Source organism: Sphingomonas sp. (genome assembly GCF_031372575.1).
GTDB lineage: Bacteria > Pseudomonadota > Alphaproteobacteria > Sphingomonadales > Sphingomonadaceae > Sphingomicrobium.
In genome coordinates, this window is the sequence record NZ_JANMLM010000059.1 from 1 (window position 1) to 26793 (window position 26793).

Genomic DNA, 26793 nt, shown 5'->3' on the forward strand with positions numbered 1-26793 from the left:
GGTGGCGGTCGGCGATTATAACGGCGACGGGCGCGACGACATATTGTGGCGCAACACCAACGGCCAGCTGTCCGACTGGCTCGGCACCGCGACCGGCGGGTTCGTGACCAACGACGCCAACGCATTGACCAACGCCGCCCCAACCAACTGGCACGTCCAGCCCGAACCGTTCATCCTGTAACGGGGGGCGCATAAGCCACCGGGGAGGATGCGATTCGATGGACCTGCAAGCATCGCTGATCGAGCTGTCGCCGGACCTTGATTTCACCGCTGCGACCGACAGCTTCGCCCGCACCGGCCGCGCGCAGATCGTCAATTTCCTGACCGATTCCTCGGCGCGGCGAATCCGCGACATGCTCGAGCGCGGCACCGCATGGAGCCTGGTGTGGACCGCCGGCCAGGGTCCGCCCGAAGTGATTCGCCCCGAGGCCTTGGTCGCCCTCACCCCCGATCGCGCCCGCGCCATCCAGGCTGCGCTCGCCACCGCAATGGCGAGCGGCGACTACGCCTTTTGCTATTCGACCTATCCTCTGGTCCAGGCGTTGCTCGAGCGCTGGGCGCCGGGCGGCCCGCACGAGCAGCTCCTCACCGACCTAAACCAGCCCGCCTTGCTCGACCGCATTCGTCGGCTCACCGCGATCCCTGAACTGGTCAAGGCCGACGGCCAGGCGACGCTCTATCGACCCGGCCATTTCCTCGCCCGCCACAACGATAGCGAGCCCGCCAGGGGCCGCCGCGTCGCTTATGTCCTCAACCTGTGTGGCGACCTGGATGGCGCGCCGTGGCGGCCCGAATATGGCGGCATGCTGCAATTCCTCACTGATGCCGGCGATCCCGACGAGACGCTCCTCCCCCGCTTTAACGCGCTCAACCTGTTCGCCGTCCCGCAACACCATCACGTCACCAGCGTCGCCGCGTTCGCCCCCGCCACCCGCTACGCCCTCACCGGCTGGTTCCGCGACCGGATTTGATCCGCCTAGAACGCCAGCGGTACCTGTTGACCGGTCATTTGATTGGCCTTGGCGGGCGGGGTGTCGATCGGGGCGCAGATCGACGGCGTGTAGCGGCCGCTTTTCCAGATCGTTTTGGCATATTCCGCGAACCGCCGCTGATCGGGATGGAATCCAAACCCCGCCGCGCGCGGCAGCACCTGCCGGATCAACAGCCGCGCATTATAGTCGAGGTATGCGGCGCGTTGCAGCGCATGACGAACCGCGGTGCGGTCGGTCGGCGACAGCGACCCGGCGCCATCCTGCAGCATCCGCAAGATCGGCCATTCCAGCGTCTCGGCGTTCTGGATTTCCTGGAATTGCCGCAGGCTGGCGACGATCGTGCCCCACCGATATTGCTCCTCGCGGCCGAGCAAAGCGACGTTGCCAGCGTTAATCGCCGCATCGTAGCGCGGAAAAACGACGTCCAGGCTCGGCGCCTGCGCCACCCACAAGGGCGTCACGAACGTCCCGCTTTGCCCCCATTGATTGACCATTGCCTTAAGCTCGCCCAGCCGCCGCGCGATGCACGGCTCGGCGGTTCCGCGCAGGCTCAAGCTAAGCAAATTCTGCTCGATCTCCTCGGTCACCGCAGCCCGCGTCTGGTCCGCCACCTGCCGATCGCGAACCGCCTCGACCACCTGCTGCGCCCCAAGCGCGATCAATACGCCGATGACGATGATCCCGACCTCGCCAGCAAGTATCCGCCAGCCGTGGATCGGTTTGGGTGCTGTAAAGCGCATTCTAATGCCCTCCCCCGAAGAAGATGATGACCCCAATCGCAAGCCCGAGGGCGAGCAACATAAAAGCACGGCGAGCGGTCATATGTCCTTCGACAGCGGGTCAGCGGGTCTGAGCGGCGCTAGCGGATAGCCGTGCGCGCGACAGAATTTGATCGTTCCGCTATCGGCAAGCTGGCGATTCAGATCGGCCGCATGCGGTAACAGCCTGACAATCGCAAGCCGGTCACGGATTTGGCCGGCCACGAGATCGAGGTTGGCGGCTTTGATGCGCACCTGCTCGGCGGTCTGAAGCAGACGCAGGCGGTCGCTCTCGCCGCGCGGCATCATCTTCGACAACGCACTGAGGTCGGCAAGCTCGTTCTTGGCCAATCCAGTCACATCGCGTTGGTTGGAAACCTGCGCGTAGTGAGCTGCAACCCGATTGTAGAATGCGGGCTCGAGCTGGCGCAACACGTCGGTGTTGCCGATCGATTGCCAAGACGTATCACCCCAGACTCGGTTGGGCATGCGGACAACGAAGCCGAACTTGTTCGTGCTGTCACTGTAGCGTTGAAGCGGTTTGGGGTCGCCGTCCACCAGTCGCTTCTGGATAGCGTCGATCTGGGCGGCAATGCACGGCGCGGCAATCTCGATTTCGGCCGCCGAGAACTCATGGTCGGCGACTTCGCTGCGGATCGCGTCCATTGCATCGTCGGCGCGCTGCCGATCGCTGATATTCTCGATCACTTGCTGCGCCCCCAGCGCGATCAGCACGCCGAGCGTCACGATCAGCAATTCCCATACCACCGCGCTCCATCCGTGCGGCGGGTTCACCTTCATCAACCTGAACATCGCCAGTGCCCCCACTGCCCTCGCCCCAAGCTTACCCGCTGCCCGAGCGAAGTCCAGCCGGTACCAGCTGCTGTTTTGGTCCACGCTCATGTCTTGGGCGAGTCATTTACCTGTAAGATTCCTGCGCCACAGCCATTCGAGGAAAGCCGCCGAATTTCGGCCGAAATGCGGAGATGAGACATGCCGATTGCACCCGCCCCGACCAACAGCCTGACCTATCAGACGCTTGGCAGCATCACGCTCGCCGGGGCGGAAATCTCGGCCTATGATTCCGCGTCGCAGCGGGTCTTCACCACCTCCAATGGCGGGCTGCAGATCATCGATCTGTCGAACCCGAGCGCGCCGCAGTTAATCACGACGATCAGCTTTCCGTTCGCCAGCGACGTGACCAGCGTCGCGGTGCACAACGGGCTGATCGCGGTCGCCGTGCCCGCCGCCAATCGGACCGATCTCGGTACGGTTTACCTTCTTGATTCCAACGGCACGATCCTGCGGTCGATCACCGTCGGGTCGCTTCCCGATATGGTGACCTTCAGCCCCGACGGGTTGAAAATCCTGGTTGCCAACGAGGGCGAAGCGACGTTGTTCGCGGCGGTTTCGGCAACCAATCCGTCGGTCAATCCGGTCGGGTCGATCAGCATCATCGATCTGTCCGGCGGGGTCGCAGCGGCCACCGTCCAGACGGTCGGCTTCGAATCCTTCAACGACGATGCCGCTGCCCTGATCGCAGCCGGTGTGCGCCTGTTTGTCAATTCCCCGGGCTTCACCGGCCTGACCGTGGCGCAGGATCTGGAGCCCGAATATATCGCCATCGCGCCCGACGGGTTGACCGCCTGGGTCACGCTTCAGGAAGCCAATGCGGTGGCGGTGGTCGACCTCAGCGGCGCGGTGCCGCAGGTTACCCAGATCATTCCGCTCGGCCTCAAGGACTGGAGCTTGGGCGGCCTCGGTTTCGACGGCAATGACCAGGATGGTGCCGCAAATTTCCGTACCGGCCTGCCCGTCTTTGGCATGTACATGCCCGACGCGATTGACAGCTATGCGGTCGGCGGCCAGACCTATTATGTGCTGGCCAACGAAGGCGACGACCGCAACGACTACTTGCCCAGCTCGCCATCGAGCGCGCCCGAAACCCGGCGGCTCGGCAGCATCGATCTCGATAATGCCACCTTCGGCAGCAGCGAGACGTTCCTGCGCGGCAACGGCGTCCTTGGCCGCCTCGCCGTGCCGCAACTTCCCGGCGTCAGCGGCGATACGGATCGCGACGGCGATGCCGATCGGATCCTGAGCTACGGCGCGCGGTCCTTCTCGATCCGCGATTCGAGCGGCGCGATCATCTTCGACAGCGGCGACCAGATCGACCGCTTCGTCGCGCAATATTTCCCCGAGCTGTACGCCGACGGGCGCAGCGACGACAAAGGCTCGGAACCCGAAGGCGTCACCATCGCCACCTTCGCCGGCCGCACCTATGCCTTCGTCGCGCTCGAGCGGTACAACAGCACGATCGTCTACGACATCACCGATCCGGCCGCGCCGACAATCACCACCCTGCTCGCCAACGCCGGCGATGTCCGGCCCGAATCGGGCATCTTCATTGCCGCCGAGGACAGCCCCAATGGCCAGGCGCTGTTCCTCGTGTCGAACGAAGTGTCGTTCACGCTGACCGTCTACGAACTTCGCATTCCCCAGACCGAAGGCGGCAATGGCGCCGATCAATTGTTCGGCACCATCCTTGGCGACGTCATGCGCGGCGGCAATGGCAATGACTTCCTCTATGCCAATTTCGGCAATGACAATTTGCAGGGCGGCAATGGCGACGACCGGCTTGACGGCGGCGCGGGCAATGACGTGCTGGCCGGCGGGCGCGGCAATGACCTGCTGATCACGGGCTTAGGCGCGGATATCGTCATCGTCGGGCGCGGCAATGGCGACGATGTGGTGACCGATTTCGATACCTCGTTCGACTCGATCCGGCTCGACGATTCGGTGCGCTTGGCGCGCACGACGGTGGTCGACCGCAATGGCGACGGAATCGACGATCTTGTGCTGTCGTTCGGCAATGGCGGTGGCTCGCTGGTCCTGCTCGGCGTGTCGGACCCGGGCCTGGTCGACATTCTCGGCGGCGGCTGAGGTTTCGGCCCCGGTCGAACCCCCGCCTTCATCTCGTCACGATATGCTGCTAAGGGCGCGGCCATGCTCAATATCAACGGAATCACGGTGCGCCTTGGCGGGCGCATGATCCTCGACCGCGCGACCGCCGCGATACCCCCCGGCGCGCGCGTCGGGCTGATCGGCCGCAATGGCGCCGGCAAATCGACCCTGATGAAGGTGATGATCGGCCAGCTGGAGCCAGACGAGGGCGAGATCGAGATGCCGCGCCGGACCAAGCTCGGTTATATCGCGCAGGACGCGCCGTCGGGTACTGCGACCCCGTTCGAGACCGTGCTCGCCGCCGATACCGAGCGCGCCGCGCTCTTGCTTGAAGCGGACACCTGCCAGGATCACGACCGGCTCGGCGACGTTTACGAGCGACTGCTGGCGATCGACGCCTACACCGCCGACGCCCGCGCCGCGCAGATCCTGCTCGGGCTGGGCTTCGACGAGGACATGCAGGCCCAGCCGCTCGACTCTTATTCGGGCGGGTGGAAAATGCGCGTCGCGCTCGCCGCCTTGCTGTTCTCCGAGCCCGACGTGCTGCTGCTCGACGAGCCATCGAACCATCTCGATCTCGAAGCGACGCTGTGGCTTGAGAATTTCCTCAAGAATTACTCCGGCACGTTGGTCGTCATCAGCCACGAGCGCGACCTGCTCAACAATGTTGTCGACGTCATCCTCCACCTCTCCGGCGGCAAGATCAGCCTCTATTCGGGCAATTACGACGGGTTTGAGAAACAGCGCGCCGAACGCGTTGCCCAGATCGCGGCCGCGCAAGCCTCGCAAGCGTCGCAGCGCGCCCGGCTGCAGGAATATGTCGCCCGCAATTCGGCCCGCGCTTCGACCGCCAAGCAGGCCCAGTCCCGCGCCAAGATGCTCGCCAAGATGCAGCCGATCGCGTCGCTCGCCGACGATCCCAGCCTCGCCTTCGACTTTCCCTCGCCGACCGAGCTTCGCCCGCCACTGATTACGCTCGACATGGCCGCGGTCGGCTACACCGCCGACACCCCGATCCTTAGCCGCCTCAATCTGCGGATCGACCCCGATGACCGCGTCGCGTTGCTTGGCCGCAACGGCAACGGCAAGACGACCCTCGCCCGCCTGCTTGCAGCCCAGCTTCCCGCCATGGCCGGCGAAATTCACGCCAGCGGCAAGATGAAGGTCGGTTACTTCACCCAATATCAGGTCGAGGAATTGTCGGGCGACGACAGCCCGCTCGAACATATGACCCGCGCGATGAAGGGCAAAACCCCCGGCGCGGTTCGTGCCCAGCTCGGCCGGTTCGGCTTCTCGGGCGAGAAAGCGACCACCCTCGTCGGCAAGCTGTCGGGCGGCGAGCGCGCCCGCCTTGCACTGGCGCTGATCACCCGCGACGCCCCGCATCTGCTGATCCTCGACGAGCCGACCAACCATCTCGACGTGGATGCCCGCGAAGCCCTCGTCCAGGCGCTGAACGGCTATGACGGCGCGGTGATCCTGATCAGTCATGACCGCCACATGGTCGAGCTTACCGCCGACCGGCTGGTGCTGGTCGATCATGGCGAAGCGGTCGATTATCCCGGCAGCATCGACGATTATATCGACTTCATCCTCGGCCGGAATCAGCCCAAGGGTGCCAAGGACGCAGGCACCAAGGCCAAGCCCAAGAAATGGGATCCCAAGGCCAAGGACAAGTCCAAGGCGCTGGCCAAGGCCGCCGCCGATGCCGAAGCTGCCAGCGCCAAGCTCGCCGCCGAATGCGAAGCCCTCGACCGCGAATTGGCCGCCGCGGAAGATGCAAAAGAGATCACCAACCTCAGCCATCGTCGGGCCGAAGTGGCGGCAAAGCTCGAACTAGCCGAAGCCCATTGGCTCGAAGTCAGCGAGCAACTCGAGCAACAGGCCGCCTAAGCACTTGCCGAATGTCCGCACGCCGCAAATTTAGGCGTCGGTGAGGATTTACAAGTTCGTGCAGAGGGCTGGGGGTGAAGCTTCCTTGCAGAAATCCGGCAGGTGCCGGCTCTCGCGCCAGTAATTGGCAAGCCCAAACCGCTGTGCGATCTGGGCGAACTTCGGTGACCGCCGGGCCGTGGCCAGCGCAGGCTCGAACAATACCGGTAAGGCACGCGGGCCATCGCGCTCGACCCTTCCTGCGGCCACCGCCAGCGCCTCGTCATTGGCACCCAGAGCAGCGAGCGCGGTGATCAATAGTGCACCGTCGGCCGATCCATCGCCCGCAAGCTGCATGAGCGATTCTCTCGCATTCGTTTTCGCCGCCGCATTGCTGCTTTGAAGTGCCCGCAATGCGGCCGCCAGCGCGCTGCGTTGTTTCTGCGACAATTCCGTACTGGGGTCGGCGAGTAGCTTGAGTGCCTCATCGTAGCGGCCGGTCCAAAAGGCGCTTCTGACCAGGACTTTCCGCATGAAGGAATAGTTTGGCCACGCCTTCAGCGCCTCGGTCGCGTTCTGCCTTGCCTCGTCAGCGCGCCCGCCGACAAACAGTGACTCGGCAACGTTGGCAATCACGTCGGCACTGAGGGGGATCATGTCATGGGCGCGCTTGAAGGCGTCCACGGCTTCGGCATTCCGGCCGACGCGATTCAGGAAGGCACCATACCCCATATATTCGCATCCGCAGTCACTCGGCCGCACCGCGATCGACTTGAGGTGCAGTTTCTCGCGCTGGGCATAAGCGAATGGCGGTTGCAGGCTGGCGAGCGCCTGATACGCTTCGCTGTTCTGCTTATCGAGCTTGAGCGCTCGCTCGGCGGCCTTCTTGGCCTCGTCGCGCAATCCCGCGCCCTTCCTGATTTGATCGCCCTTCTGGATCAAGGTCGCCACTTCAGCGAGCGCCGACCAGCCGCCGGAGAAGTCCGGTGCTGCCGCGACAACGCGCCGCGCGAGATCGAGCGCGCGGGTCGGATTCATCTTTTTGCCGGCGGTGTCCGCCCAATATTCCTCGCAATAGTTGAAGAATATGGAAAGTGTTTTGTCGGCCAGCGGTTTGCGGTAGCGCGCCGCCCCGCCAAGGCCGCAGCGCAGCACCTGGCTGGCTGCCACCGCGACCTGCCTCGGGGCAACGTCCGTTTGCCCGGCGGGACGATCGAAGGTGCCGGTCCAGACTGACCCGCCGGTACGTTCGTCGACGACGTGGAGCGTGAACCGGATCATCGCCTCCGTGGTGCGGACGGATGCACTAAGTGCGTATCCTGATGGTGCACCCGCCTTCGGTTTTTCGCTGGATGTCACGATCACCGCATCGGTCGCCAACGCTGCCAGGATTTCCTCACGCAGCGTATCCGGAATTGTCTCCGGCACATCCCGGGATAGGGCCTTGAACTCCCCGAGCTGAAGCCGGAGGGCGCCCTCGTTGCTTGGCGTCGATGGCCATGCGAACCAGGTGATCAACCCCGCGACAACAAGCGTAAGGACACCGAAGCCTGCTTTTGCCAGCTGGTGGTGGCCACCCGCCGCGCGGAAAGGCCTTGGTACCTCGACGGTTGCGCAGGAGGCACTGGTTTTGGCGATGATGGCCTGATGGAGCGACTCAATCGCACCTCCTTTTCCCCGCCCCGTCCAACCGCTCAGGTCGATCGCCTGATATTGGCGGAAACCGAGTGGTGGTTTGCTTCCGTCGATGATGGCTGGCACAAGTCGGGCACTGTCGCGCCCCTCCGCTGCCTCGTCCTGGACCCAGGCTGATTCCACCGACGAATCCGACCACAAGACGAGGACTGCGTCGGAACGCTTTAGCGCCCGGTCGATCTCTTGGGAGAAGCGGGAGCCTCCCTGCACCTGCTGATCCCACCATACCGAATGACCACGCTGCTCGAGTGCAGCGGCGACGGCCGCCGCTGTCTCTCCGTCCTCACGCGAATAGCTCAGAAAGACGCTGGCCACTGCTGCACCTCCAGGCGACTAGCTGTGCGCTGGAGCGTGCGGCACTGCAAGCCACGTTGACTTTCCGACCGGAAGTGCCGCCGCCGGAAACGCCGCCGCGCGGACGTGGCGGCCAAGCTCGAACTGGCGGAGGCGCATTGTCTCGAGGTGAGTGAGCAACTGGAGCAGCAAGCTGCTTAGGCGCGCATTAGTCGCCGATGTCCGCAAAGGGTGGAAAGCGGACGCTAAGGCATGATATGCCGGGCCCAGAAGCGAGGCGACATATGAATGGTGTAACGAACCCTTCTACGAACGTTGTCGATGGAGATCATTGCATCGTCGTGAACGGCACGCACGCAGGTAAGTCGGGGGCGGTGCGAGATCATCACACCAGCGCGACTGGGCATATCACAATTACAGTCGAGCAGGCAGACGGGGTCAGGTTTAAGACCCTGGCTCGGAATGTGTCGCGGCAGCCCTAACGTCCGCTTTGGGTCGAAAGCGGACATTGGCACGACAACGCTGTGCCTTCTCAAACCGCTTTCAATGTAGGATTTCGTCTGCCATCTCGGCGCTGTTGGTTTGGTCCAATGGCCGACACCGTCGAATGGAGGCATTGGGATGAAAATCATTGCACTGAAGGCATTCGCGATATCCGCGATCATCGGCTGTATTTCCCCCACTGCTGCTCACGGCCCGAGGTCAAAAGCCGAAAATATTATCGCTGCATCGAAGGTCGCGACGGGCGGGAAACTGTGGGACGCAGCGCAAGGTTGCCATGAAACAGGCACCCACGGTGATAGGGCCTACACGACGCGATTCAGCCTCTTGAGGTACGGAATGCGGGTCGATAGCGATCAAGGCGGCAATATACTTTCCATGGGCTTCGACGGGAAAGCGCGCTGGCGGGCATCTGGAGGCAAGACCGATGTGCGCACCGACGCGGGCTCGCTTCAGGAAGCCATTCTCACGAACTATCTCAGCATCAACGGCTTTTATTTCCCAACACGCTTTCCCGCCACGTTCAAATATTTGCGCGAAGCGACGAAGGCGGGCCGCAAATTCGACGTGCTCGAAATCACTCCTGAGGGAAGCCGTTCTATCGAGGTCTGGTTCGATCGCCGCTCTCGGCTGATCGCGCGGGTCGTCGACCGCAATGGTCAGCCGCCGGTCACTGTTGAAGCCAGCAATTACCGACGTGTTGACGGGTTGACCATCGCCTATAGTTTGATCGTGCGCGGGTCAGATGGAAAGATCGCCGATCGTGGAGCACTCAACTCGTTTAACTGCGGTCCGATCGACCACAAGATTTTCAATCCGCCAATTGCCCGGTGACTAGGGGGATGGTGGCGCAGTTCAACACCCCATTATCTTGCTCTCCAGCACCCCTGCGCAGGCAGGGGCCCAGACGCGCGCAGCGCCACTCCCGGAAAGCCGCTTCCAATGTAGGATTTCGTCTGCCAGCGTGGTGCGCGCACGGCTCAGATGCGCCGGCTCCCTTCGACAGGCTCAGGACATGCTTTCATATTGTTGGTTCAAGCACCGAATGTATCGCGAAACCGCAATTTGGTGCAATTCACGCGCTTTTCGGAGCAGTTTTTAGGCGAAATTGCAGCATATCCTACACGACATCGAAAGATTTCTGGGAAAAATAGGACAAATGGTCGCTGACCATGGGTCTTTTGCGACCTTTGCGGCTTTATGGCTACTTCGACCCGAACCCGGTCAGCATCGTCCGCACCGTGCGGAACACGATCAAGATGTCGAGCCAGGGCGAGAAATATTTGATGTAGAAGAAGTCATATTGCAGCTTGAGGTGGATATCGTCGACCTCCGCCACATGACCCTGGTTGACCTGCGCCCAGCCCGAAATCCCCGGCCGAACGACGTGGCGATAACGGTAGAACGGGATATCCCCGGTGTACCACGTCGACAGCACTTGCGCCTCGGGACGCGGGCCGATCCAGCTCATTTCGCCGCGCAAGATGTTCCACACCTGCGGCAGTTCATCGATCCGCGATCGGCGGAGCAGCGCGCCAAGCCGGGTGATCCGCACATCATCCGCATCGGTCATCGCCGCCAGTCGATGGTCCTCAATCTCGCCCGCGACCTTCATGGTACGAAACTTCGTCACCCAGAATTGCTTTCCCCCGCGTCCGGTGCGGCGCTGGCGGAACAGCACGGGGCCGCCATCGAACAGCTTGATCGCCAGCGCGGTTGCGCCAAGCAGCGGCACCAGCACCGGCAGCAGCGCGACCACCGCCAGCCAGTCGACCAAATGCTTGATCGCCGAATAGGCCCGCGCCGGGACCAGGCTGCCGAAGCTATTCTCCGAAATGTGGCGGACCTGCACTCGCCCGGTCAGCGATTCGAACAATTGCTGGACCTGGTAGACCATCCGCCCCTCGATCGCGGCGTCGGCCAGGAAGGCTTCCCATTCGTCGGGCAGATCGGCGAAGTCGGCGACGATCGCATGGCAATCGCGCACCCGGTGAAGCTCGGGCGCGCGAAGCACTCGCCAGTCGACCGTATCGATCGGCTTGAGCAGGTCGACCGCGCCGACCGGCACGATCGCGATCCTCGGTCTGAGCCGCCGCGAGACGAAAAAATAGATCGCAAACGCCCATACCAGGTGCAGCCCGAAGCCCAGCGCCAGCGACGGCCGGTGATAGGGCACGCGCGACAGCACGAGCAGCGCCAGCATCGTGGCATGGGCGACGAACACGGCGGGGATCACTACCTGGCCGGCGCGAATGCCGGGATAGGTGCTGACCGAAATCCGGATCCACAGCGCCAGGCAGATCGCCAGCACATTAGCGATCAACGCATTGTGGAACACCGACGGGTCGAAGCTGGTGTCGCTGATCAGCCAGCGGCTTCCGGCCCACGGCACCAGTGCGGCGAGCGCCAACGCCCCGGCGAACTCGAACCGTCGCCGAAGCACGAACGGTAATTGGCCGGTCGACTTCAAGGGGACGTTCTGGAGCATCATTCAGAGTGTCCAGTAATCGAGCGATGTTGCAAGCGCGTTGCTGCGCCACATGCCCTTGATATCGGCCAATGTTCCACCCGGCGTGAGCATTTCACCAAGCGCCGCGCCATCCATCGCGCGATAATCCTCGTGCCGCACCGCCCCGACCACCAGATCATATCGCGCCTCGCCCGGTGCGCTCAGGCCGCGGCCGTAAGTCGCCTGCGCTTCCGCCTTGCCGACGTGCGGATCGGCAATGTCGACCTGGTGGCCAAGCTCGGTCAGTCGCCGGAACAGGTCGATCGACCGGCTGTTGCGCATGTCGGGGACATTCTCCTTGAACGTCAGCCCCATCAGCAGCGCCCTGCCCGGCTTCCCGCCGCGGTGCGCATGCAGCTGATCCGCGATCCACTCGCCCATCGCATCATTGGTCTCGCGCCCCGCCAAAATTACCTGCGGATGATGGCCCAGGCTTTGCGCCAGGTGGCTGAGGTAAAACGGATCGACCCCGATGCAGTGGCCGCCGACCAGCCCCGGCTCGAAGCCGAGGAAATTCCACTTGGTCTTGGCCGCGTCGAGCACGTCCCACGCCGACACGCCGATCCCGGCCATGATCTGGGTGACTTCGTTCATGAAGGCGACGTTGATGTCGCGCTGGGCATTTTCGATGACCTTGGCCGCTTCCGCCGCGCGGATCGAGGCGGCGCGGAACACCCCGGCGGAGGTGATCGCGCCATACACCTGCGCCAATGTCTCGACGACTTCCTCATCCTCACCGGCGATGACCTTGATGATCTTGTCGACACTGTGGACCTTGTCGCCCGGGTTGATCCGCTCGGGGCTGTAGCCAAGCTTGAAATCGCGACCCCGCCGGAGCCCCGCCGCCTCGAGCAGCCCGCCGCAAAGATCCTCAGTGACTCCCGGATAGACGGTGCTTTCGTAGACGATGATTGAGCATATGGCGGGATCGACCAGCGCCGCCACGGTCCGCGTCGCCGCCTCGACCGCGCTCAAATCGGGCTGATTATCGGCATCGACCGGGGTCGGCACGGTGACGATATACATCGCCGCCGCACGCGCCGCTTCCGGATCGGCCGACACCGCCAGCCGCGACTCCGCAAGCTGATCGCGCTCGATCTCGCCGGTGCGGTCATGCCCGTCACGCAATTCGTCGATCCTGCGCTGGTCGATATCGATCCCGACCACGTCGAACTTGCGCGCCAACGCAACCGCCAGCGGCAGCCCGACATAGCCGAGCCCGATCACTGCGATTTTCATCTTGCCGTCAATAATCACCGCAACTCCGTCACGCTCAGGCGGGGCGGCCAATCCCGCGATAACTTAACCCCGCCCGGACCACTTCGGCCCCATCGAAAATGTTGCGCAAGTCGATCAGAGCATCGCCGCGCATCCTTTTGGCAATGTCGGCCAGGTCGATGCCGCGAAATTCGTCCCACTCGGTCACCACCACCAATGCATCGGCGCCATCGGCCACCGCATAGGCATCTTCGGCAAACGCGATTCCGGGCAGCAAAGGTTCGGCATGCTCGCGCCCGACCGGGTCGAACGCCACTACGGTCGCCCCGCCATCAAGCAGTCCCGCGATCAGCGCCAGCGACGGCGCATCGCGCATGTCGTCGGTGTTCGGCTTGAACGTCAGCCCGAGTACGCCAATCTTCTTGCCCGCCAGGTCCCCGCCGACCGCTTCACGCACGCGGTCCGCCATCGCCGCCTTGCGGTCGTCATTGACCTTGACCACGGTCGAGATGATGCGTTGCTCGACCCCGGCTTCCTCCGCCGTCCGCAACAGCGCCAACGTGTCCTTGGGAAAGCAGCTCCCGCCATAGCCCGGCCCGGCATGGAGGAATTTCGCGCCGATGCGATTGTCGAGACCGATCCCACGCGCCACTTCCTGCACATCCGCGCCGACCGCCTCGCACAGATCGGCCATCTCGTTGATGAAGCTGATCTTCATCGCCAGAAAGGCATTGGCGGCATATTTGGTCAGCTCTGCCGTTCGCCGTGATGTGAACACGATCGGCGACTGGTTGAGGAATAACGGGCGATAAATCTCCCGCAGCGTTTCGCGTGCCGACTCGTCGTCGGTGCCGACCACGATGCGGTCGGGAATCTTGAAATCGCGGATCGCCGCGCCCTCGCGCAGGAATTCGGGGTTGGACGCGACGCTGGTGCCGACCGGCGCTTTCTCTACCGCCAAAATTCGCGCAATTTCATCGCCTGTGCCGACCGGCACCGTCGATTTGGTCACTACCACCACTGGGCCGGTCAGCGCCCGCGCAAGTTCGCGCACCGCCTCGAACACGAAGGTCAAATCGGCATGCCCGTCGCCACGTCGCGATGGCGTGCCGACCGCGATGAACACCGCATCCGCGCCATCGATCCCCTCAGCAAGGTCGGTCGTGAACGTCAGGCGCCCATGATCGACATTGGCCTTGACCAACGCATCCAGCCCCGGCTCCCAGATCGGCATCTTGCCGCCCCGGATCATCGCGATCTTCGCCGGATCCTTGTCGATGCAGGTCACATGATGCCCGAAATCGGCAAAGCAAGCACCCGAGACTAGCCCGACATAGCCGGTTCCGATCATCGCAATACGCATGGAAGCTGCCTCTGGCTTGGGTGAAGTCAGCCCCTTAGCCGCCCACGGGGTTCCGGCTCAAGCGGCGATCACGCCGAGGTAGTTTGAATGTCTGCTTTGGGTGGAAAGCGGACATTCCGCCAAAGCTCAAGCAGCAATCGAGGCTTCAGAAACTAACATAGGTGATTTGGCCGCGCACGGTCCTGCTTAGGGCTTTCCCCGAACCGTGAGGGAAGCCAAGCAAATGCACTATTCGATGCGACTGATATTCCGCCAGCTCGCTCCTGCAATCACAATTGCGTTGGGCGTGTCGGGGACTGCAATCGCGCAATCGGCTGCGCCCGGACCCGAAGCGGCGGCTGCGCCTGCGACTGATGTGGGCAACTCGACCAAGCCCGTCAGGAACGAGCAGGAATCGGCCAGTTCGGACACGATTTACATCACTGCGTCGCGGATCAGCCAGCTCGGCGTGGCAGATTCTGCCAATGAGGGAATCGTCACCGGCGAGCAACTCAACGCGCGAACGGTGTATCGTCCGGGCGAATTGCTCGAGGCAACGCCGGGTCTGATCGTCAGCCAGCACAGCGGCGAGGGCAAGGCCAACCAATTCTACCTGCGCGGCTTCAACCTCGATCATGGCACGGATTTGCGGACGACGATCGATGGCATGCTGGTCAATCAGCGCAGCCACGGCCACGGCCAGGGCTGGACCGACGTCAACTTCCTGATCCCCGAACTCGCCGACCGCCTGACTTATCGCAAGGGCACCTATTCTGCGGAGGATGGCGACTTTGCCGCCGCCGGATCGGTCGGCGTCAGCTACGTCAACAAGCTACCCAGGACCTTGGTTAGTCTGGGCGTGGGCGAGAATGGCTATCGTCGCGGCCTGATCGCCGGATCGCCAGCGGTCGGGGCCGGCAATCTGCTCTATGCGCTCGAGCTGTTCCATAACGATGGCCCGTTCAACAAGGGCGACGATTTTCGCAAGTTCAATGCCGTCCTGCGCTATTCGCAAGGCGATGATCGATCGGGCTTCAATGTCACCGCCATGGCCTACAAAGCGTCATACAATGCGACCGATCAAATCCCGAAGCGCGCGGTCGATGCTGGCACACTCGACCGCTTCAGCTCGATCGATCCGACCGACGGCGGCAAGGTGCATCGGTACAGTCTGTCCGCAGCATGGCACCGCACTACCGAGAGCAGCGCGACCAGGATCAATGCCTACATCATCGACAACCGGCTGCGGATTTATTCGAACTTCACCTACTTCCTCGACGATCCGATCAACGGCGATCAGTTCGCGCAACCCGATGACCGCACGAGCATGGCGCTCAACGCCAGCCAGTTGTGGAAGGGTTCCTTATTCGGACGCCCGAGTGAAACCAGCATCGGCTTGCAACTCCAGCGTGACTCCATTCGCAATGGCCTGCTCAATACCAAGGCGAGGCAAACCTTGTCGGTGACGCGCCGCGACCGGATCAAGGAGACGAGCGTCGGCGGGTACATCGAGAACCTCACCCGCTGGACGGACAAGTTTCGAACCGTTCTTGGCCTGAGGGGGGACTATTACGACTTCGACGTCCGCAGCTCGCTCGATGTAAACTCTGGCACCAGCAACGACTTCATTGCCAGCCCCAAGCTGAGCCTGATCTTTGGCCCTTGGAGCAAGACCGAATTTTATCTCAATCTGGGGACCGGTTTCCACAGCAACGATGCGCGCGGCACCACGATCAGGATCGACCCCAAGAGCGGCGATCCCGCCGACCGGGTGCCGGGTCTCGTCCGGGCCAAGGGCGCCGAACTCGGCGTCCGCACCGAAATCGTCCCGCGTTTGCAAACCACGCTCTCAGTTTACGGTCTCGACTTCGATTCCGAATTGACCTTTGCCGGCGATGCCGGGACCACCAGCGCCGGACGCCCAAGTCGCCGTGTCGGGTTCGAATTGAGCAATTATTACAAGCCGACCGACTGGTTGACGATCGATGCCGACATTGCCTTCGCACGGGCCCGCTTCCGCGGCTCGGAGCCCGAGGGGCAACGCATCCCGGGGGCGATCGAAGGTGTCGCCTCGCTTGCGTTGGCGGTCGACAATCTCGGCCCTTATTTCGGTGCCTTGCAATTTCGCTACTTCGGCCCGCGCCCGCTGATCGAGGACAATTCAGTACGATCGAAAGCGACCACGACGCTTAACGGCCGCGTCGGCTATCGTTTCAAGCCGACCCTGAGTGTTGAACTCGAAGCCTTCAACCTGTTGAACTCGAAGAGCTCGGCGATCGACTATTATTATCAGTCCCGATTGCCCGATGAAGGCCCCGACGGACAGGAGGACATTCATTTCCACCCGATCGAATCGCGGTCGCTAAGGGTAACGTTCGTCGCCACGCTCTAATGTCTAATGGCCGCAATGGGTCGAAAGTGGAATGTCCGCCAAGGGTGAAGGCGGGTCTAAACGCCTCCCTCGTTCCCCGGCGAAGGCCGGGACCCAAGAGCCCGCAAGGGCTTGGCTACACACCCCTGCACTCCGGCATTCGCCGGCCTGGATCCCGGCCTTCGCCGGGGAACATCGTCCACAAAGCAATGAAAGCCGACTCCCACCACCCGCCTCGCTTTTGCCGCGAATCTCGGTTAAAGGCGCCGCTTCCCATGGCTACTATCCTCCCCACCCCGCCGCGCGTCGGCATGGTCTCGCTCGGCTGTCCCAAGGCATTGGTCGACAGCGAGCGCATCCTCACGCGGCTCCGCGCCGACGGCTATCAGATGTCGCCCGATTATGCCGGCGCCGACGTCGTGCTGGTCAACACCTGCGGCTTCCTCGATTCGGCCAAGGAGGAAAGCCTTGAGGCGATCGGCGAAGCGATTGCGGAGAATGGCCGCGTCATCGTCACCGGCTGCATGGGGCGTGAGGCCGACGTCATCCGCGCCCGCTTCCCCAAGGTGCTCGCGATCACCGGGCCGCAGCAATATGAGGAAGTCGTCGCCGCGGTGCATCAGGCCGCCCCGCCGATCCCCAACGCTTACCTCGACCTCGTCCCGCAGGCGGAGCTCGGTGCCGACCTCAAGCTGACCCCGCGCCACTACAGCTATGTGAAGATCTCCGAGGGCTGCAATCACCGCTGCGCCTTTTGCATCATCCCGTCGATCCGCGGCGACCTCGTCAGCCGCCGCCCCGACGCGATCCTGCGCGAAGCCGAGAAATTGGTCGCCGCAGGGACCAAGGAATTGCTAGTAATTTCGCAGGACACCAGTGCCTACGGGCTCGATCTGAAACATGCGGAATGGCCGTGGAAGGGTGAGCCGGTCCGCGCCCACATGACCGACCTCGCGCGCGAAATGGGCAAATTGGGTGCTTGGGTCCGCCTCCACTACGTCTATCCCTACCCTCACGTCGATCGCGTTATCCCGCTGATGGCCGAAGGGCTGGTGCTCCCCTATCTCGACATCCCGTTCCAGCACGCCAGCCCCAAGATTCTCCGCTCGATGAAGCGCCCGGCCAATGAGGCCCGCGTGCTTGAGCGCCTCAAGGGCTGGCGCGACATTTGCCCCGACATCGCCATCCGCTCGACCTTCGTCGTCGGTTTCCCCGGCGAGACCGAGGAAGATTTCGCCTATCTGATGCGGTGGCTCGAGGAAGCCCAACTCGATCGCGTCGGCGCGTTCCGCTTCGAGCCGGTCGAAGGCGCCGCCGCCAACGCCCTCCCCGACCAGGTGCCCGAGGAACTCAAGGAGGAGCGCTACGCCCGCCTGATGGACCTCACCGCGCGCATTTCGGCCGAAAAACTAGCCGCCAAGGTCGGCCGCACGCTCGACGTGATCATCGACGCGGTCGATGCTGACGGCGGTGCGAGTGGCCGCTCGAAGGCCGACGCGCCGGAGATTGACGGTCAGGTCCACCTGCGCGACGCCGCCCACCTTACCCCGGGCGACATCGTCCCGGTCACGATCGAGGATAGCGATGAACATGATTTGTTCGGGGTCGCGCTCTAGGCTGCCTTCAGGCCGCCCCCGCGCAAAATATCGTTTTCACGTCCACAATGTGATAATTGCCTGATTCTCAATTCGGGGGAGTAAGCCATGTCCGTCCTGTTAGCCGTCCTTGCCCAAGCTGCGATTGGCGCCACACCGATCCAGGCAGTCTCCCGCAAAGGGCTGCCGACTCTGTACTGCCGCAACATGGTCATCGGCGTATCGCGGTCGAGCGACATCAGCGTCTGCAAGACCAAGGCGGCATGGGCCGACTGGGATTCCTGCCAGGGTGCCACTCGATATTGCACCCCGGCCGAAAAAGCGGCGATGCGACTCAAATATGCGGCGTTACTTCAGAATGAGGACAAGCGGATCGTTTGCCGCATGGTGTCCTTGACCGGATCTCGCGTCCAATCGTCGAGAGTCTGTCTGACGCAGCGCGAATGGCAACAAATGTTTGACGATAATCAGCTCGCCGCGCGCAACATCACAAACACGTATTCGAAGCTGATTCCGGCAAGCGGGCAATAGCGTTCGACGCAGGGGCGACCCGCTGCGCAGTCCTGCCCCGCCCTCGCTTGTTGGAGGAGGCGGCAGCGAATTTGACGACGGCGGCGCTTAGCCCCTCCCCGACCTGTCCCCCACCCGAGCCTTGCGCTACAGCCCCGCAATGACCGATTTCACCACTTTGCTTCAGCCAGACCGCGGCGAGCCTGCACGCCTGATCCACGTCGTCGACAAGGATAATTTCTCAGTCTGGGCCAAGAAGCAGTCGCCCGCCCGCCAGTCGATGCTCGAAGCGATCCAGTTTGACGCCAAGAGCGCGTTTCAGTTCGCCATCCTGCAAGGCAAGAAGGATGGCGAATTCGATGTTGTCACCTGCGTCGACCAGGCTGGTGATCTTGGGCCCTGGTGCATGGCGCGCCTCGGACAGTCCCTCCCGGCCGGCAAATACCGCATCGACGACGGCGAGCCCGGCCTGGCGGCGCTGGGCTGGATGTTGTCGCAACACCGCTTCGACCGGTACAAATCCGATCCGCCCCAGCCAATCGGCGCGCGCGTCCTGCTGACGGGCGATGTGGCCGACATCGACCCAATGATCCGGCTGGCGGAGGCCACAGCCATGGTCCGCGACATGGTCGACACGCCAGCTTCCGACATGGGGCCGGCCAATCTCGAAGGCGTCGTCCGCTATCTTGCGAAAGCCGCCAATGCCACAATCGAGGTCACCCACGGCGACGCGCTGAACACCGGCTTTCCGATGATCGCCGCAGTTGGCAATGGCGCGTCGCGTGATCGCGCGCCGCGATTGATCGAGCTTCGCTGGGGCAAGGAGAATGCCCCGCGCATTGCGATAATCGGCAAGGGGGTGTGCTTCGACAGCGGCGGGCTCGACATCAAGCCATCGAGCGGGATGCGGCTGATGAAAAAGGACATGGGCGGCGCGGCCCACGCTATTGCGCTTGCCAAGCTGATCATCGGCGCACGGCTGCCGGTGCGGCTACATCTGCTCATCCCGGCGGTCGAGAACAGCATTTCGGCGACCGCGTTCCGCCCTGGCGATATCATCGCCAGCCGCAAGGGCCTCAATGTCGAGATTGACAATACCGATGCCGAAGGGCGGCTGGTACTCGGCGATGCGCTGACCAAGGCGGTTGAGAGCGATCCAGAGTTGATGATCGACTTTGCAACGCTCACCGGCGCGGCGCGGATCGCGCTCGGCCCCGACTTGCCGGCGATGTTCGCCAATGACGAGGATCTCGCCGCCGATCTGATCGCCGCATCGGGCGCTGCGCATGATCCGCTGTGGCGGATGCCGCTGTGGGACGAATATGACGACATGCTCAAAAGCGATCTCGCCGATCTCGCCAATAGCGCGGATTCGCCGATGGCCGGGTCGATCACGGCCGCCTTGTTCCTCCGTCGCTTCGTCTCGGCGGAGACCCCTTGGGCGCACTTTGACACCTTTGCCTGGCAACCCTCGGCCAAGCCCGGCCGACCCAAGGGCGGAGCTGCGCTCGGCCTTCGCGCCGTCTTCGAAATGCTCCACCGGCGTTTTCGGCCAGCCTGACCAACTTGTCTCCAGCACATAGCGCGTCGCAGCGACGCAACAAAAGCGCCCGCTTGCCGTTATCTAAGTCTACGCGGCGGTGAGGAGTGATTAATGACCGACGGGCAATTGTCCGGCTGGATGCGCACTTTGATCAATTACGTCCGGTCTGGGGAACCCGATCTGACGAATCGTCAGATGGCGCTTCTGATGCTTATTTACCTCACGCCCGGGCCGCATACGGTGCGCGGGATCGCCTCCACGCTCGGGGTTTCGAAGCCCGTTGTCACTCGCGCCTTGAACACGCTTGGCAGCCTCGGCTATCTGCGGCGCGAACGCGATCAGGACGACCGGCGAAACATCTTTGTCGTCCGCACCAAGGATGGGACCCAGTTTCTTGAAAACTTCACGCGCTACCTCCGGGCAAGCGATGGTCCCTCCAGCCGGTCGGCAATTGGCGGCAACCGCAGCGGGCAGTCGCGCGAACCCGCCTTCGCCGATCGCTGAGGGCGGTTTTCCGCTCGCCGGAACGTCTGAGCATCCCGACCCCGGGACCCACGCCTATCGCCAGGATCTGGCCGACGTCGCGCTCGCCGGGCGGGTGGTCGCCTCGCATTATGCCGAGCCGCTGATCCGCAAGATCCTGTCCGCCGCGCCATTCCTCGCCGCCGCCGACGATCAGGCGGAAATGTTCGGAACGCTCAATCCCGGTGACGAATTGCGAATGCTCGACAATAGCCGGGGCTGGGCCTGGGGTTATGGCCCCGATGGCCGGGTCGGCTACGTTCGCTCCGCGGCACTCACCGCCTGATCACATCTCACCGCGCTTGCGGCGGATGGCGAACCATTTGGCCACATTGGCATTATGCTCGTCCAGCGTCTCGGCAAAGACGTGCCCGCCAGTGCCATCGGCGACGAAGTAGAGCGCCTTGGTCGGCTGCGGATCGAGCACGGCGGCGATGCTCAGCTTGCCCGGATTGGCGATCGGCCCCATCGGCAGGCCGACTTCGCGGTAGGTGTTATAACCGGTGATAGCATCAAGTTCCGACCGCTTGATCCGCCGCCCGAGCGGCTTGCCCTTGGTGATCGGGTAAATCACCGTCGGGTCGGCATCGAGCTTCATCCCGATCCGCAGGCGGTTGCAATAGACCCCGGCGACCGTCCGCCGTTCGGACGCTTTGCCGGTTTCCTTCTCGACGATCGACGCTAGCGTCAGCGCCTGCTGCGGCGAATTGACCGGGCAACCTGGCTTGCGCTTGGCCCACAGCGCGGCAAGCTCCTTGTCCATCGCCTGGACCATCCGCGCCGCAATCGCCGATCGCGCTTCACCCGTCTCGTACGTGTAGCTATCGGGCAGCACCGTCCCCTCGCCCAGCACCGGCGTCGCCCCGGTTGCCGACGGCAACGCCTCAAGCCGTTCCTGGACACTGATCGACGGCATCCCTTCCGGCACGGTCAGCAATCGCTGCCGCGGACGGCCATGCTGGAGCAGATACAGGATCGTTGCCGGACTGGCATGTTCGGGAATTTCAAATTCCCCGGCCTGGATAGGATCACCTTCACCCAGCAGCCTGGCCAGATAATAAAATTTATTGCGCGACCCATCGATCGCTCCGGCATAGTGCAGATAATCGGTCGCGCTCTGCAACCGGGCACCCGGCGGAATGATGACCACCGTCCCCTGTTTGGCCGGACCAGGTCCCCACCACGAATAAGCGACGACCGCCATCGCCAGGAAGGCGAGGCCAAAGCCGATCCTGCCAATCAGCGTCTTCACACTGCCTTCATCACCAGGCTGGCGTTGGTCCCGCCAAACCCGAAGCTGTTGTTGAGCACCGCTTTTACTTCCCGCTTTTTGGCAATGTGCGGAACCAGATCGACCCCCTCGGTGCCGTCATCGGGATCATCAAGGTTGAGCGTCGGCGGGACGATCTGGTCGCGGATTGCGAGAATGCAGAAGATGCTCTCGACTGCGCCCGCGCCACCCAGCAAATGCCCGATCGCCGACTTGGTGCTGCTCATCGATGCGCCGCACAGATCGTCGCCGAACACGCGTTTGGCGGCGGCCAGCTCGATCGTGTCGGCCATCGTCGAGGTGCCGTGGGCATTGATATAGTCGATGTCGCACGGCTCCATCCCGGCCTTTTTCAGCGCCATCCGCATCGCGATCTCGGCGCCCCGTCCTTCGGGATGCGGCGCGGTCACGTGATAGGCATCGCCCGACAGGCCATAACCGACGACTTCGGCATAGATTTTCGCGCCGCGCGCCTTGGCATGTTCATATTCCTCGAGCACCACGACGCCCGCGCCTTCGCCCATGACAAAGCCGTCGCGGCCCTTGTCGTAGGGGCGGCTGGCCTGCTGCGGGCGGTCGTTAAAGCTCGAGTTGAGCGCTCGTGCCGCAGCAAATCCGGCCACGCCGAGCGGATTGATCGTGCCCTCGGCCCCACCGGCGAGCATGATATCGGCATCATCATCCTTGATCATCCGCGCCGCATCACCGATCGAATGCGCCCCGGTCGAGCAGGCCGTAACGACCGAATGATTGGGGCCCATCAGGCCATATTTGATGCTCACCTGACCGCTGATCAGATTGATCAGGCGACCATGGACGAAATGCGGGCTGACCCGTCCCGGGCCTTTCTCCGCGAGCACCAGCGATTCGCTTTCAATCCCCGGAAGCCCGCCGATCCCCGAGCCGATCGAGCAGCCGGTCCGAAGCTTGGTTTCCTCGTCCATCTCGGTCAGCCCGGCGTCCTCGAGTGCCTGGCCTGCGGCGTCGATGCCATAGATGATGAACGGATCGACCTGGCGCTGGACCTTGTGATCGACCCGCTTGCCCGGATCGAAGCCATATTCATGATCGGCCGGCTTTACCTCGCAGGCGATGGTGCATTTCTGGTCGCTTGCATCGAAGCGCGTGATTGGCCCAGCGCCAGACTTGCCGGCCAGGATATTGGCCCACGTCGTCTCGACGTCTCCGCCGAGCGGAGTCACCAGCCCCAGTCCCGTCACCACCACACGCCGCATCTTAATCCCCCTGCTTCCTGACCGACATGCAAACGGCCTCCCGTTGTGACGCGGGAAGCCGTTCGTGCCGCCTCATCGGCGAGCCGGCAGCCGATCGGTCCCGATCAGCCCTTGTTCTGGTCGATGAAATCGATCGCATCCTTGACGGTCGCGATCTTCTCCGCGGCGTCATCGGGGATTTCGACCCCAAATTCTTCCTCGAACGCCATCACCAGCTCGACAATGTCGAGGCTGTCTGCGCCAAGATCGTCGATGAAGCTCGCTTCTTCGGTGACCTTTTCGGCGTCGACTCCAAGATGCTCGACGACGATTTTCTTCACCCGATCAGCGGTCTCGCTCATGTGGACTTTCCTTCCTGTTTAGCTTTGACGAAGCCCTAGCCGCGCCGCGCCCGCCCCGCAAGTGGGACAAGTCACGCTCGACGGCTCAACCCCGCGGGCTTATCGCCGGTTCCGATGCGCCATGTCCGACCACTAACCGCCGGCGAAGTTGCCCTTGCCCGATCGATCTTTGGCGCGGCAATCGATTATGACCGGGTCAGGATCATCCGCGGCCGCTGGTGGCCGTTTCAGCCGCGCGGAATCGTCATGGCCCCGACCGGCAACATCCACTTCCATCCCGCCGACCCCAATTGGTCGGACGATTTCGCGACCGCCGCGCTATCGCTCCAGGGGCTGTTCATCCACGAAATGACCCACGTCTGGCAGTCGCAAAAACGCGGGCGTTTCTATTTACCACTGATGCGCCATCCGTTCTGCCGCTACAGCTACCAGCTCCGCGACGGTCAGCGCTTCGATCGTTATGGCCTCGAACAACAGGCCGAGATCGTGCGCCACCGCTTCCTGGCCGATCGCGGGTTCGCCGTTCCCCAACTCGCCGACCGCAGGTTACTGCCATTCGAAGCTATTGTTACATAATCGCAACATTGATCCGATTAATGGCCCACCCGGTTTCGCTGCAACGCACAACTGCATACACTCTCCACAATAAACGACCTTAAAGGGGAGGTTCGAATGCGCACTCGATCGATCGCAATGAGTCACTTGTTGGTTGGCGTCGCCTCTCTTGGCATTATCTCGCCATCTCACGCACAGACAGCGGCCGAGGCTCAGGCCCAGGCTGATCCGGCGGACGAGCAGGAAATTATCGTCACCGCAACCAAACGGTCGAGCCGCATTCAGGAAGTGCCATTCTCGATCAACGCGCAGACGCAAAAGGATATTGAGCGCGCGCACGCGCAGTCGCTTGAAGACCTCAGCCGCAATATTGCCGGGCTTACCGTCCAGAACCTCGGGCCGGGCCAGAGCCAGGTTTCGGTGCGCGGCGTGTCCGCCGGGCAGATTGCCCGAGATCAACCGGGTGTGAAGGAACAGGTCGGCGCTTATCTCGACGAAAGCGTGACCTCGGTTTCTTTGTTCACCCCCGACTTCGACCTGTACGATCTCAACCGTGTTGAAACCTTGCGCGGACCGCAGGGGACCCTGTTCGGATCGGGCAGCGTTGGCGGCACCATTCGCTATATCACCAATCAGCCCAACGTTGATCGCCTTGAAGGCTCGATCGAAGGCGGGATCAACATCCTCAAGGGTGGCGACATCGGTTATTCGATGAAGGGCGCGATCAATCTCCCGGTGTCCGACACCATTGCAATCCGTGCCGTTGGCTATGGGACGCACTTTGGTGGCTTCATCGACGCGGTCGGGCCTTACTCAAAGAAGAACGTCAACGACGGCAGCCGCGTCGGCGGCCGCTTGTCGGTGCTGTTCCAGCCCACGCCCGAACTGAAGATCACGCCGCGCGTCGTTTACCAGGACGTCAAGGCGGGCGGCTTCAACCGCGAAGATCGTTACATTCTGTTCAACAACCAGTTTACGACCGGCGGCAACACCCTCGAGCGACGAGAGCAATATCTGCGCCTGCGCGAGGAATTTCGCGACAAGACGTTGCTTGCCGATCTCGTCGCAAGCTATGATTTTGGTGGGGCGGAACTCACCTCGGTCACGTCCTATGTTGATCGCGACATCCTTGTCAGTCGCGATGCGTCAGCGCTAACTGGGTCGGTGTATGTGTCGTTTGCTGGACTGACCCCCGGTGCGGTTGGCGGCGCGGCGCTAAACTCCAATTTGGTCGACACCACCAAGGTGAAGCAATGGACCCAGGAACTGCGTCTCGCATCGACTGGATCTGGCCCTTTCCAATGGGTATTTGGCGGCTTTTATAGTGATGTCGCTCGTGACTATGCCCAGCGACTTCCCACCCCGGGCTCTGATCCGTTCGGCCAAATTTTCCTCAATGTCGCTGCCCCGGGGGTACTGATTGCTCAACTCCGCAATGGTTTCCCGACGGACAGCCCGTACAACGCCGACATCAATTACAAGATCAAGCAGGCCGCGTTGTTTGGCGAGGGAAGCTACAAGATTGGCCAGTTCAAACTGACCGCCGGCGCGCGTTATTATAATTTCCGGGAGAAACGTGATTTCGTCTCCGGCGGCGTCTTCTCCGATGTTAACACCAACCTCGGTGACAAGACCAAGTCCAACGGTATCTCGCCGCGCTTCATCATCAGCTTCGAGCCGAGCCGGTCGTTGAGCTTTAATGTGCAAGCGGCCAAGGGCTTCCGCCTGGGCGGCATCAACGATCCGATCAACCGGCCGCTGTGCACGCCGCAAGATTTGATCACGTTCGGCGGCGCGACGACCTACCAAGACGAGACGTTGTGGAATTACGAAGCCGGCGTGAAATATTCGAGGAACGGAATCACGTTCAACTCGGCGGTGTTCCATAATGAAATCCGCGACTTGCAGGTCACGCTGACGGCGGGCAGCTGCTCATCGCGGCTGGTCTATAACGTGCCCAAGGCGCATTCGACCGGCATCGAAGCCGAATTTTCGGCGCGTCCGATCCGGGGGCTCGAACTGTCGCTGTCGGGCAATATTCAGAGCGCCAAATTCGATTCGACGATCGTCGATGGGACCGGCGCCGTGCTTGGCGGCATTCGTGACGGCAACCGCCTTGCGACCGTACCTAAGTTCCAGTTCGCGGCTGCTGCCAATTATGAGCATGCGCTCAGCGACAGCATCGACTGGAGGATTGGCGCGAGCGTTCAGCGGATTGGCAATCGCTTCGGCGAGCCGGGCGACCAGGAAGCTGGTGCGGGCAACATTACCAACGCCCTGTTCTACGATCCGGCGACCGGCGCTTATGGCTCGGGCGTCAACAACATCGGATCGCTTAACCTCCCGGCTTACACCTTGTTCAATGCCGACGCCGGACTGCACTTCGCCAACGGCCTCGACATCTCGCTTTATGTGAAGAATCTGTTCGACAGCAGCCCGAAACTGGCGATCGATCGCGAACGCGGCCTGCGCGCTCGCTTCGGCTACATCGTCGGGCAACCGCGAATCGTCGGTTTGACGCTCCGCAAGTCGTTTGGCCAAGCGGTTGCGGCACCTCCGCCACCGCCGCCGCCGCCACCACCGCCGCCGCCTCCACCACCGCCTGCGACGCAGACCTGCGGTGATGGATCGGTGATCCTGGCGACGGACACCTGCCCACCACCACCACCGCCGCCCCCGCCCCCGCCGGAACCGGAGCGCGGGTAA

23 protein-coding genes are annotated in these 26793 nt (G+C 62.7%); 13 read left to right on the top strand and 10 right to left on the bottom strand.

The window, feature by feature from the left end:
• On the top strand, window positions 1–181 hold a 181-nt coding region (locus RMN73_RS05535), incomplete at its 5' end, for an FG-GAP repeat protein (protein WP_309602322.1).
• A gap of 37 nt (window positions 182–218) precedes the next feature.
• Window positions 219–971: a 2OG-Fe(II) oxygenase family protein gene (locus tag RMN73_RS05540; RefSeq protein ID WP_309602323.1), complete on the top strand. Its 753-nt coding sequence runs from the start codon at window positions 219–221 to the stop codon at window positions 969–971.
• Between the two features lie 5 nt (window positions 972–976).
• Here RMN73_RS05540 and RMN73_RS05545 read toward each other — a convergent pair whose 3' ends face one another.
• Both RMN73_RS05545 and RMN73_RS05550 read right to left on the bottom strand, forming a co-directional pair.
• Window positions 977–1732, bottom strand: coding sequence for a hypothetical protein (locus RMN73_RS05545; protein WP_309602324.1), 756 nt, complete (start codon window positions 1730–1732; stop codon window positions 977–979).
• A 78-nt stretch (window positions 1733–1810) separates the two neighbouring features.
• A complete protein-coding gene (locus RMN73_RS05550; RefSeq protein WP_309602325.1) occupies window positions 1811–2653 on the bottom strand; it encodes a hypothetical protein in 843 nt (280 codons plus the stop codon).
• 90 nt (window positions 2654–2743) lie between these two features.
• Between RMN73_RS05550 and RMN73_RS05555 the strand changes: the two genes are divergently transcribed.
• Both RMN73_RS05555 and RMN73_RS05560 read left to right on the top strand, forming a co-directional pair.
• Window positions 2744–4693, top strand: coding sequence for a choice-of-anchor I family protein (locus tag RMN73_RS05555; protein ID WP_309602326.1), 1950 nt, complete (start codon window positions 2744–2746; stop codon window positions 4691–4693).
• Window positions 4694–4756: 63 nt separating this feature from the next.
• A complete protein-coding gene (locus tag RMN73_RS05560; RefSeq protein ID WP_309602327.1) occupies window positions 4757–6607 on the top strand; it encodes an ABC-F family ATP-binding cassette domain-containing protein in 1851 nt (616 codons plus the stop codon).
• A gap of 48 nt (window positions 6608–6655) precedes the next feature.
• Here RMN73_RS05560 and RMN73_RS05565 read toward each other — a convergent pair whose 3' ends face one another.
• A complete protein-coding gene (locus tag RMN73_RS05565) occupies window positions 6656–8596 on the bottom strand; it encodes a TIR domain-containing protein (RefSeq protein WP_309602328.1) in 1941 nt (646 codons plus the stop codon).
• A gap of 18 nt (window positions 8597–8614) precedes the next feature.
• A complete protein-coding gene (locus RMN73_RS05570) occupies window positions 8615–8767 on the bottom strand; it encodes a hypothetical protein (RefSeq protein ID WP_309602329.1) in 153 nt (50 codons plus the stop codon).
• A gap of 429 nt (window positions 8768–9196) precedes the next feature.
• Between RMN73_RS05570 and RMN73_RS05575 the strand changes: the two genes are divergently transcribed.
• A complete protein-coding gene (locus RMN73_RS05575) occupies window positions 9197–9910 on the top strand; it encodes a hypothetical protein (RefSeq protein ID WP_309602330.1) in 714 nt (237 codons plus the stop codon).
• Between the two features lie 370 nt (window positions 9911–10280).
• Here RMN73_RS05575 and RMN73_RS05580 read toward each other — a convergent pair whose 3' ends face one another.
• From RMN73_RS05580 to RMN73_RS05590, 3 genes are read right to left on the bottom strand one after another with little or no spacing between them, the layout of a single operon-like run.
• The gene (locus tag RMN73_RS05580; protein WP_309602331.1) at window positions 10281–11564 is read right to left on the bottom strand and encodes a sugar transferase; all 1284 of its coding nucleotides are present in this window, start codon (window positions 11562–11564) and stop codon (window positions 10281–10283) included.
• A gap of 3 nt (window positions 11565–11567) precedes the next feature.
• A complete protein-coding gene (locus RMN73_RS05585) occupies window positions 11568–12842 on the bottom strand; it encodes a nucleotide sugar dehydrogenase (RefSeq protein ID WP_309602332.1) in 1275 nt (424 codons plus the stop codon).
• Between the two features lie 16 nt (window positions 12843–12858).
• Window positions 12859–14166, bottom strand: coding sequence for a UDP-glucose/GDP-mannose dehydrogenase family protein (locus tag RMN73_RS05590; RefSeq protein WP_309602333.1), 1308 nt, complete (start codon window positions 14164–14166; stop codon window positions 12859–12861).
• A gap of 235 nt (window positions 14167–14401) precedes the next feature.
• Between RMN73_RS05590 and RMN73_RS05595 the strand changes: the two genes are divergently transcribed.
• The 6 genes from RMN73_RS05595 (at window position 14402) to RMN73_RS05620 (ending at window position 20972) form a co-directional block, all read left to right on the top strand.
• The gene (locus RMN73_RS05595; protein WP_309602334.1) at window positions 14402–16537 is read left to right on the top strand and encodes a TonB-dependent receptor domain-containing protein; all 2136 of its coding nucleotides are present in this window, start codon (window positions 14402–14404) and stop codon (window positions 16535–16537) included.
• A 254-nt stretch (window positions 16538–16791) separates the two neighbouring features.
• Window positions 16792–18132 (top strand): 30S ribosomal protein S12 methylthiotransferase RimO, encoded by a 1341-nt coding sequence (gene rimO / locus RMN73_RS05600; RefSeq protein ID WP_309602335.1) that lies wholly within the window; start codon window positions 16792–16794, stop codon window positions 18130–18132.
• Window positions 18133–18219: 87 nt separating this feature from the next.
• Complete coding sequence (locus RMN73_RS05605; protein WP_309602336.1) at window positions 18220–18642, top strand: hypothetical protein; 423 nt, start codon at window positions 18220–18222, stop codon at window positions 18640–18642.
• Between the two features lie 139 nt (window positions 18643–18781).
• On the top strand, window positions 18782–20182 hold the full coding sequence (locus RMN73_RS05610) for a leucyl aminopeptidase family protein (protein ID WP_309602337.1): 1401 nt from the start codon (window positions 18782–18784) through the stop codon (window positions 20180–20182).
• A gap of 93 nt (window positions 20183–20275) precedes the next feature.
• Entirely contained in the window at window positions 20276–20668 is a 393-nt protein-coding gene (locus tag RMN73_RS05615; protein WP_309602338.1) for a MarR family winged helix-turn-helix transcriptional regulator, read from the top strand.
• Entirely contained in the window at window positions 20616–20972 is a 357-nt protein-coding gene (locus tag RMN73_RS05620; protein WP_309602339.1) for a hypothetical protein, read from the top strand. The genes RMN73_RS05615 and RMN73_RS05620 overlap by 53 nt, the downstream gene beginning before the upstream one ends.
• Here the strand turns inward: RMN73_RS05620 and mltG are convergent, their stop codons facing one another.
• The 3 genes from mltG to RMN73_RS05635 form a co-directional block, all read right to left on the bottom strand.
• Window positions 20973–21890, bottom strand: coding sequence for an endolytic transglycosylase MltG (mltG, locus tag RMN73_RS05625; protein WP_309602368.1), 918 nt, complete (start codon window positions 21888–21890; stop codon window positions 20973–20975).
• A gap of 44 nt (window positions 21891–21934) precedes the next feature.
• The gene (fabF, locus tag RMN73_RS05630; protein ID WP_309602340.1) at window positions 21935–23191 is read right to left on the bottom strand and encodes a beta-ketoacyl-ACP synthase II; all 1257 of its coding nucleotides are present in this window, start codon (window positions 23189–23191) and stop codon (window positions 21935–21937) included.
• A 104-nt stretch (window positions 23192–23295) separates the two neighbouring features.
• Complete coding sequence (locus tag RMN73_RS05635) at window positions 23296–23532, bottom strand: acyl carrier protein (protein WP_309602341.1); 237 nt, start codon at window positions 23530–23532, stop codon at window positions 23296–23298.
• 114 nt (window positions 23533–23646) lie between these two features.
• Between RMN73_RS05635 and RMN73_RS05640 the strand changes: the two genes are divergently transcribed.
• Together RMN73_RS05640 and RMN73_RS05645 are read left to right on the top strand one after the other, a co-directional pair.
• Window positions 23647–24108 (top strand): vgr related protein, encoded by a 462-nt coding sequence (locus tag RMN73_RS05640; RefSeq protein ID WP_309602342.1) that lies wholly within the window; start codon window positions 23647–23649, stop codon window positions 24106–24108.
• Between the two features lie 96 nt (window positions 24109–24204).
• Window positions 24205–26793 (top strand): TonB-dependent receptor, encoded by a 2589-nt coding sequence (locus RMN73_RS05645; RefSeq protein ID WP_309602343.1) that lies wholly within the window; start codon window positions 24205–24207, stop codon window positions 26791–26793.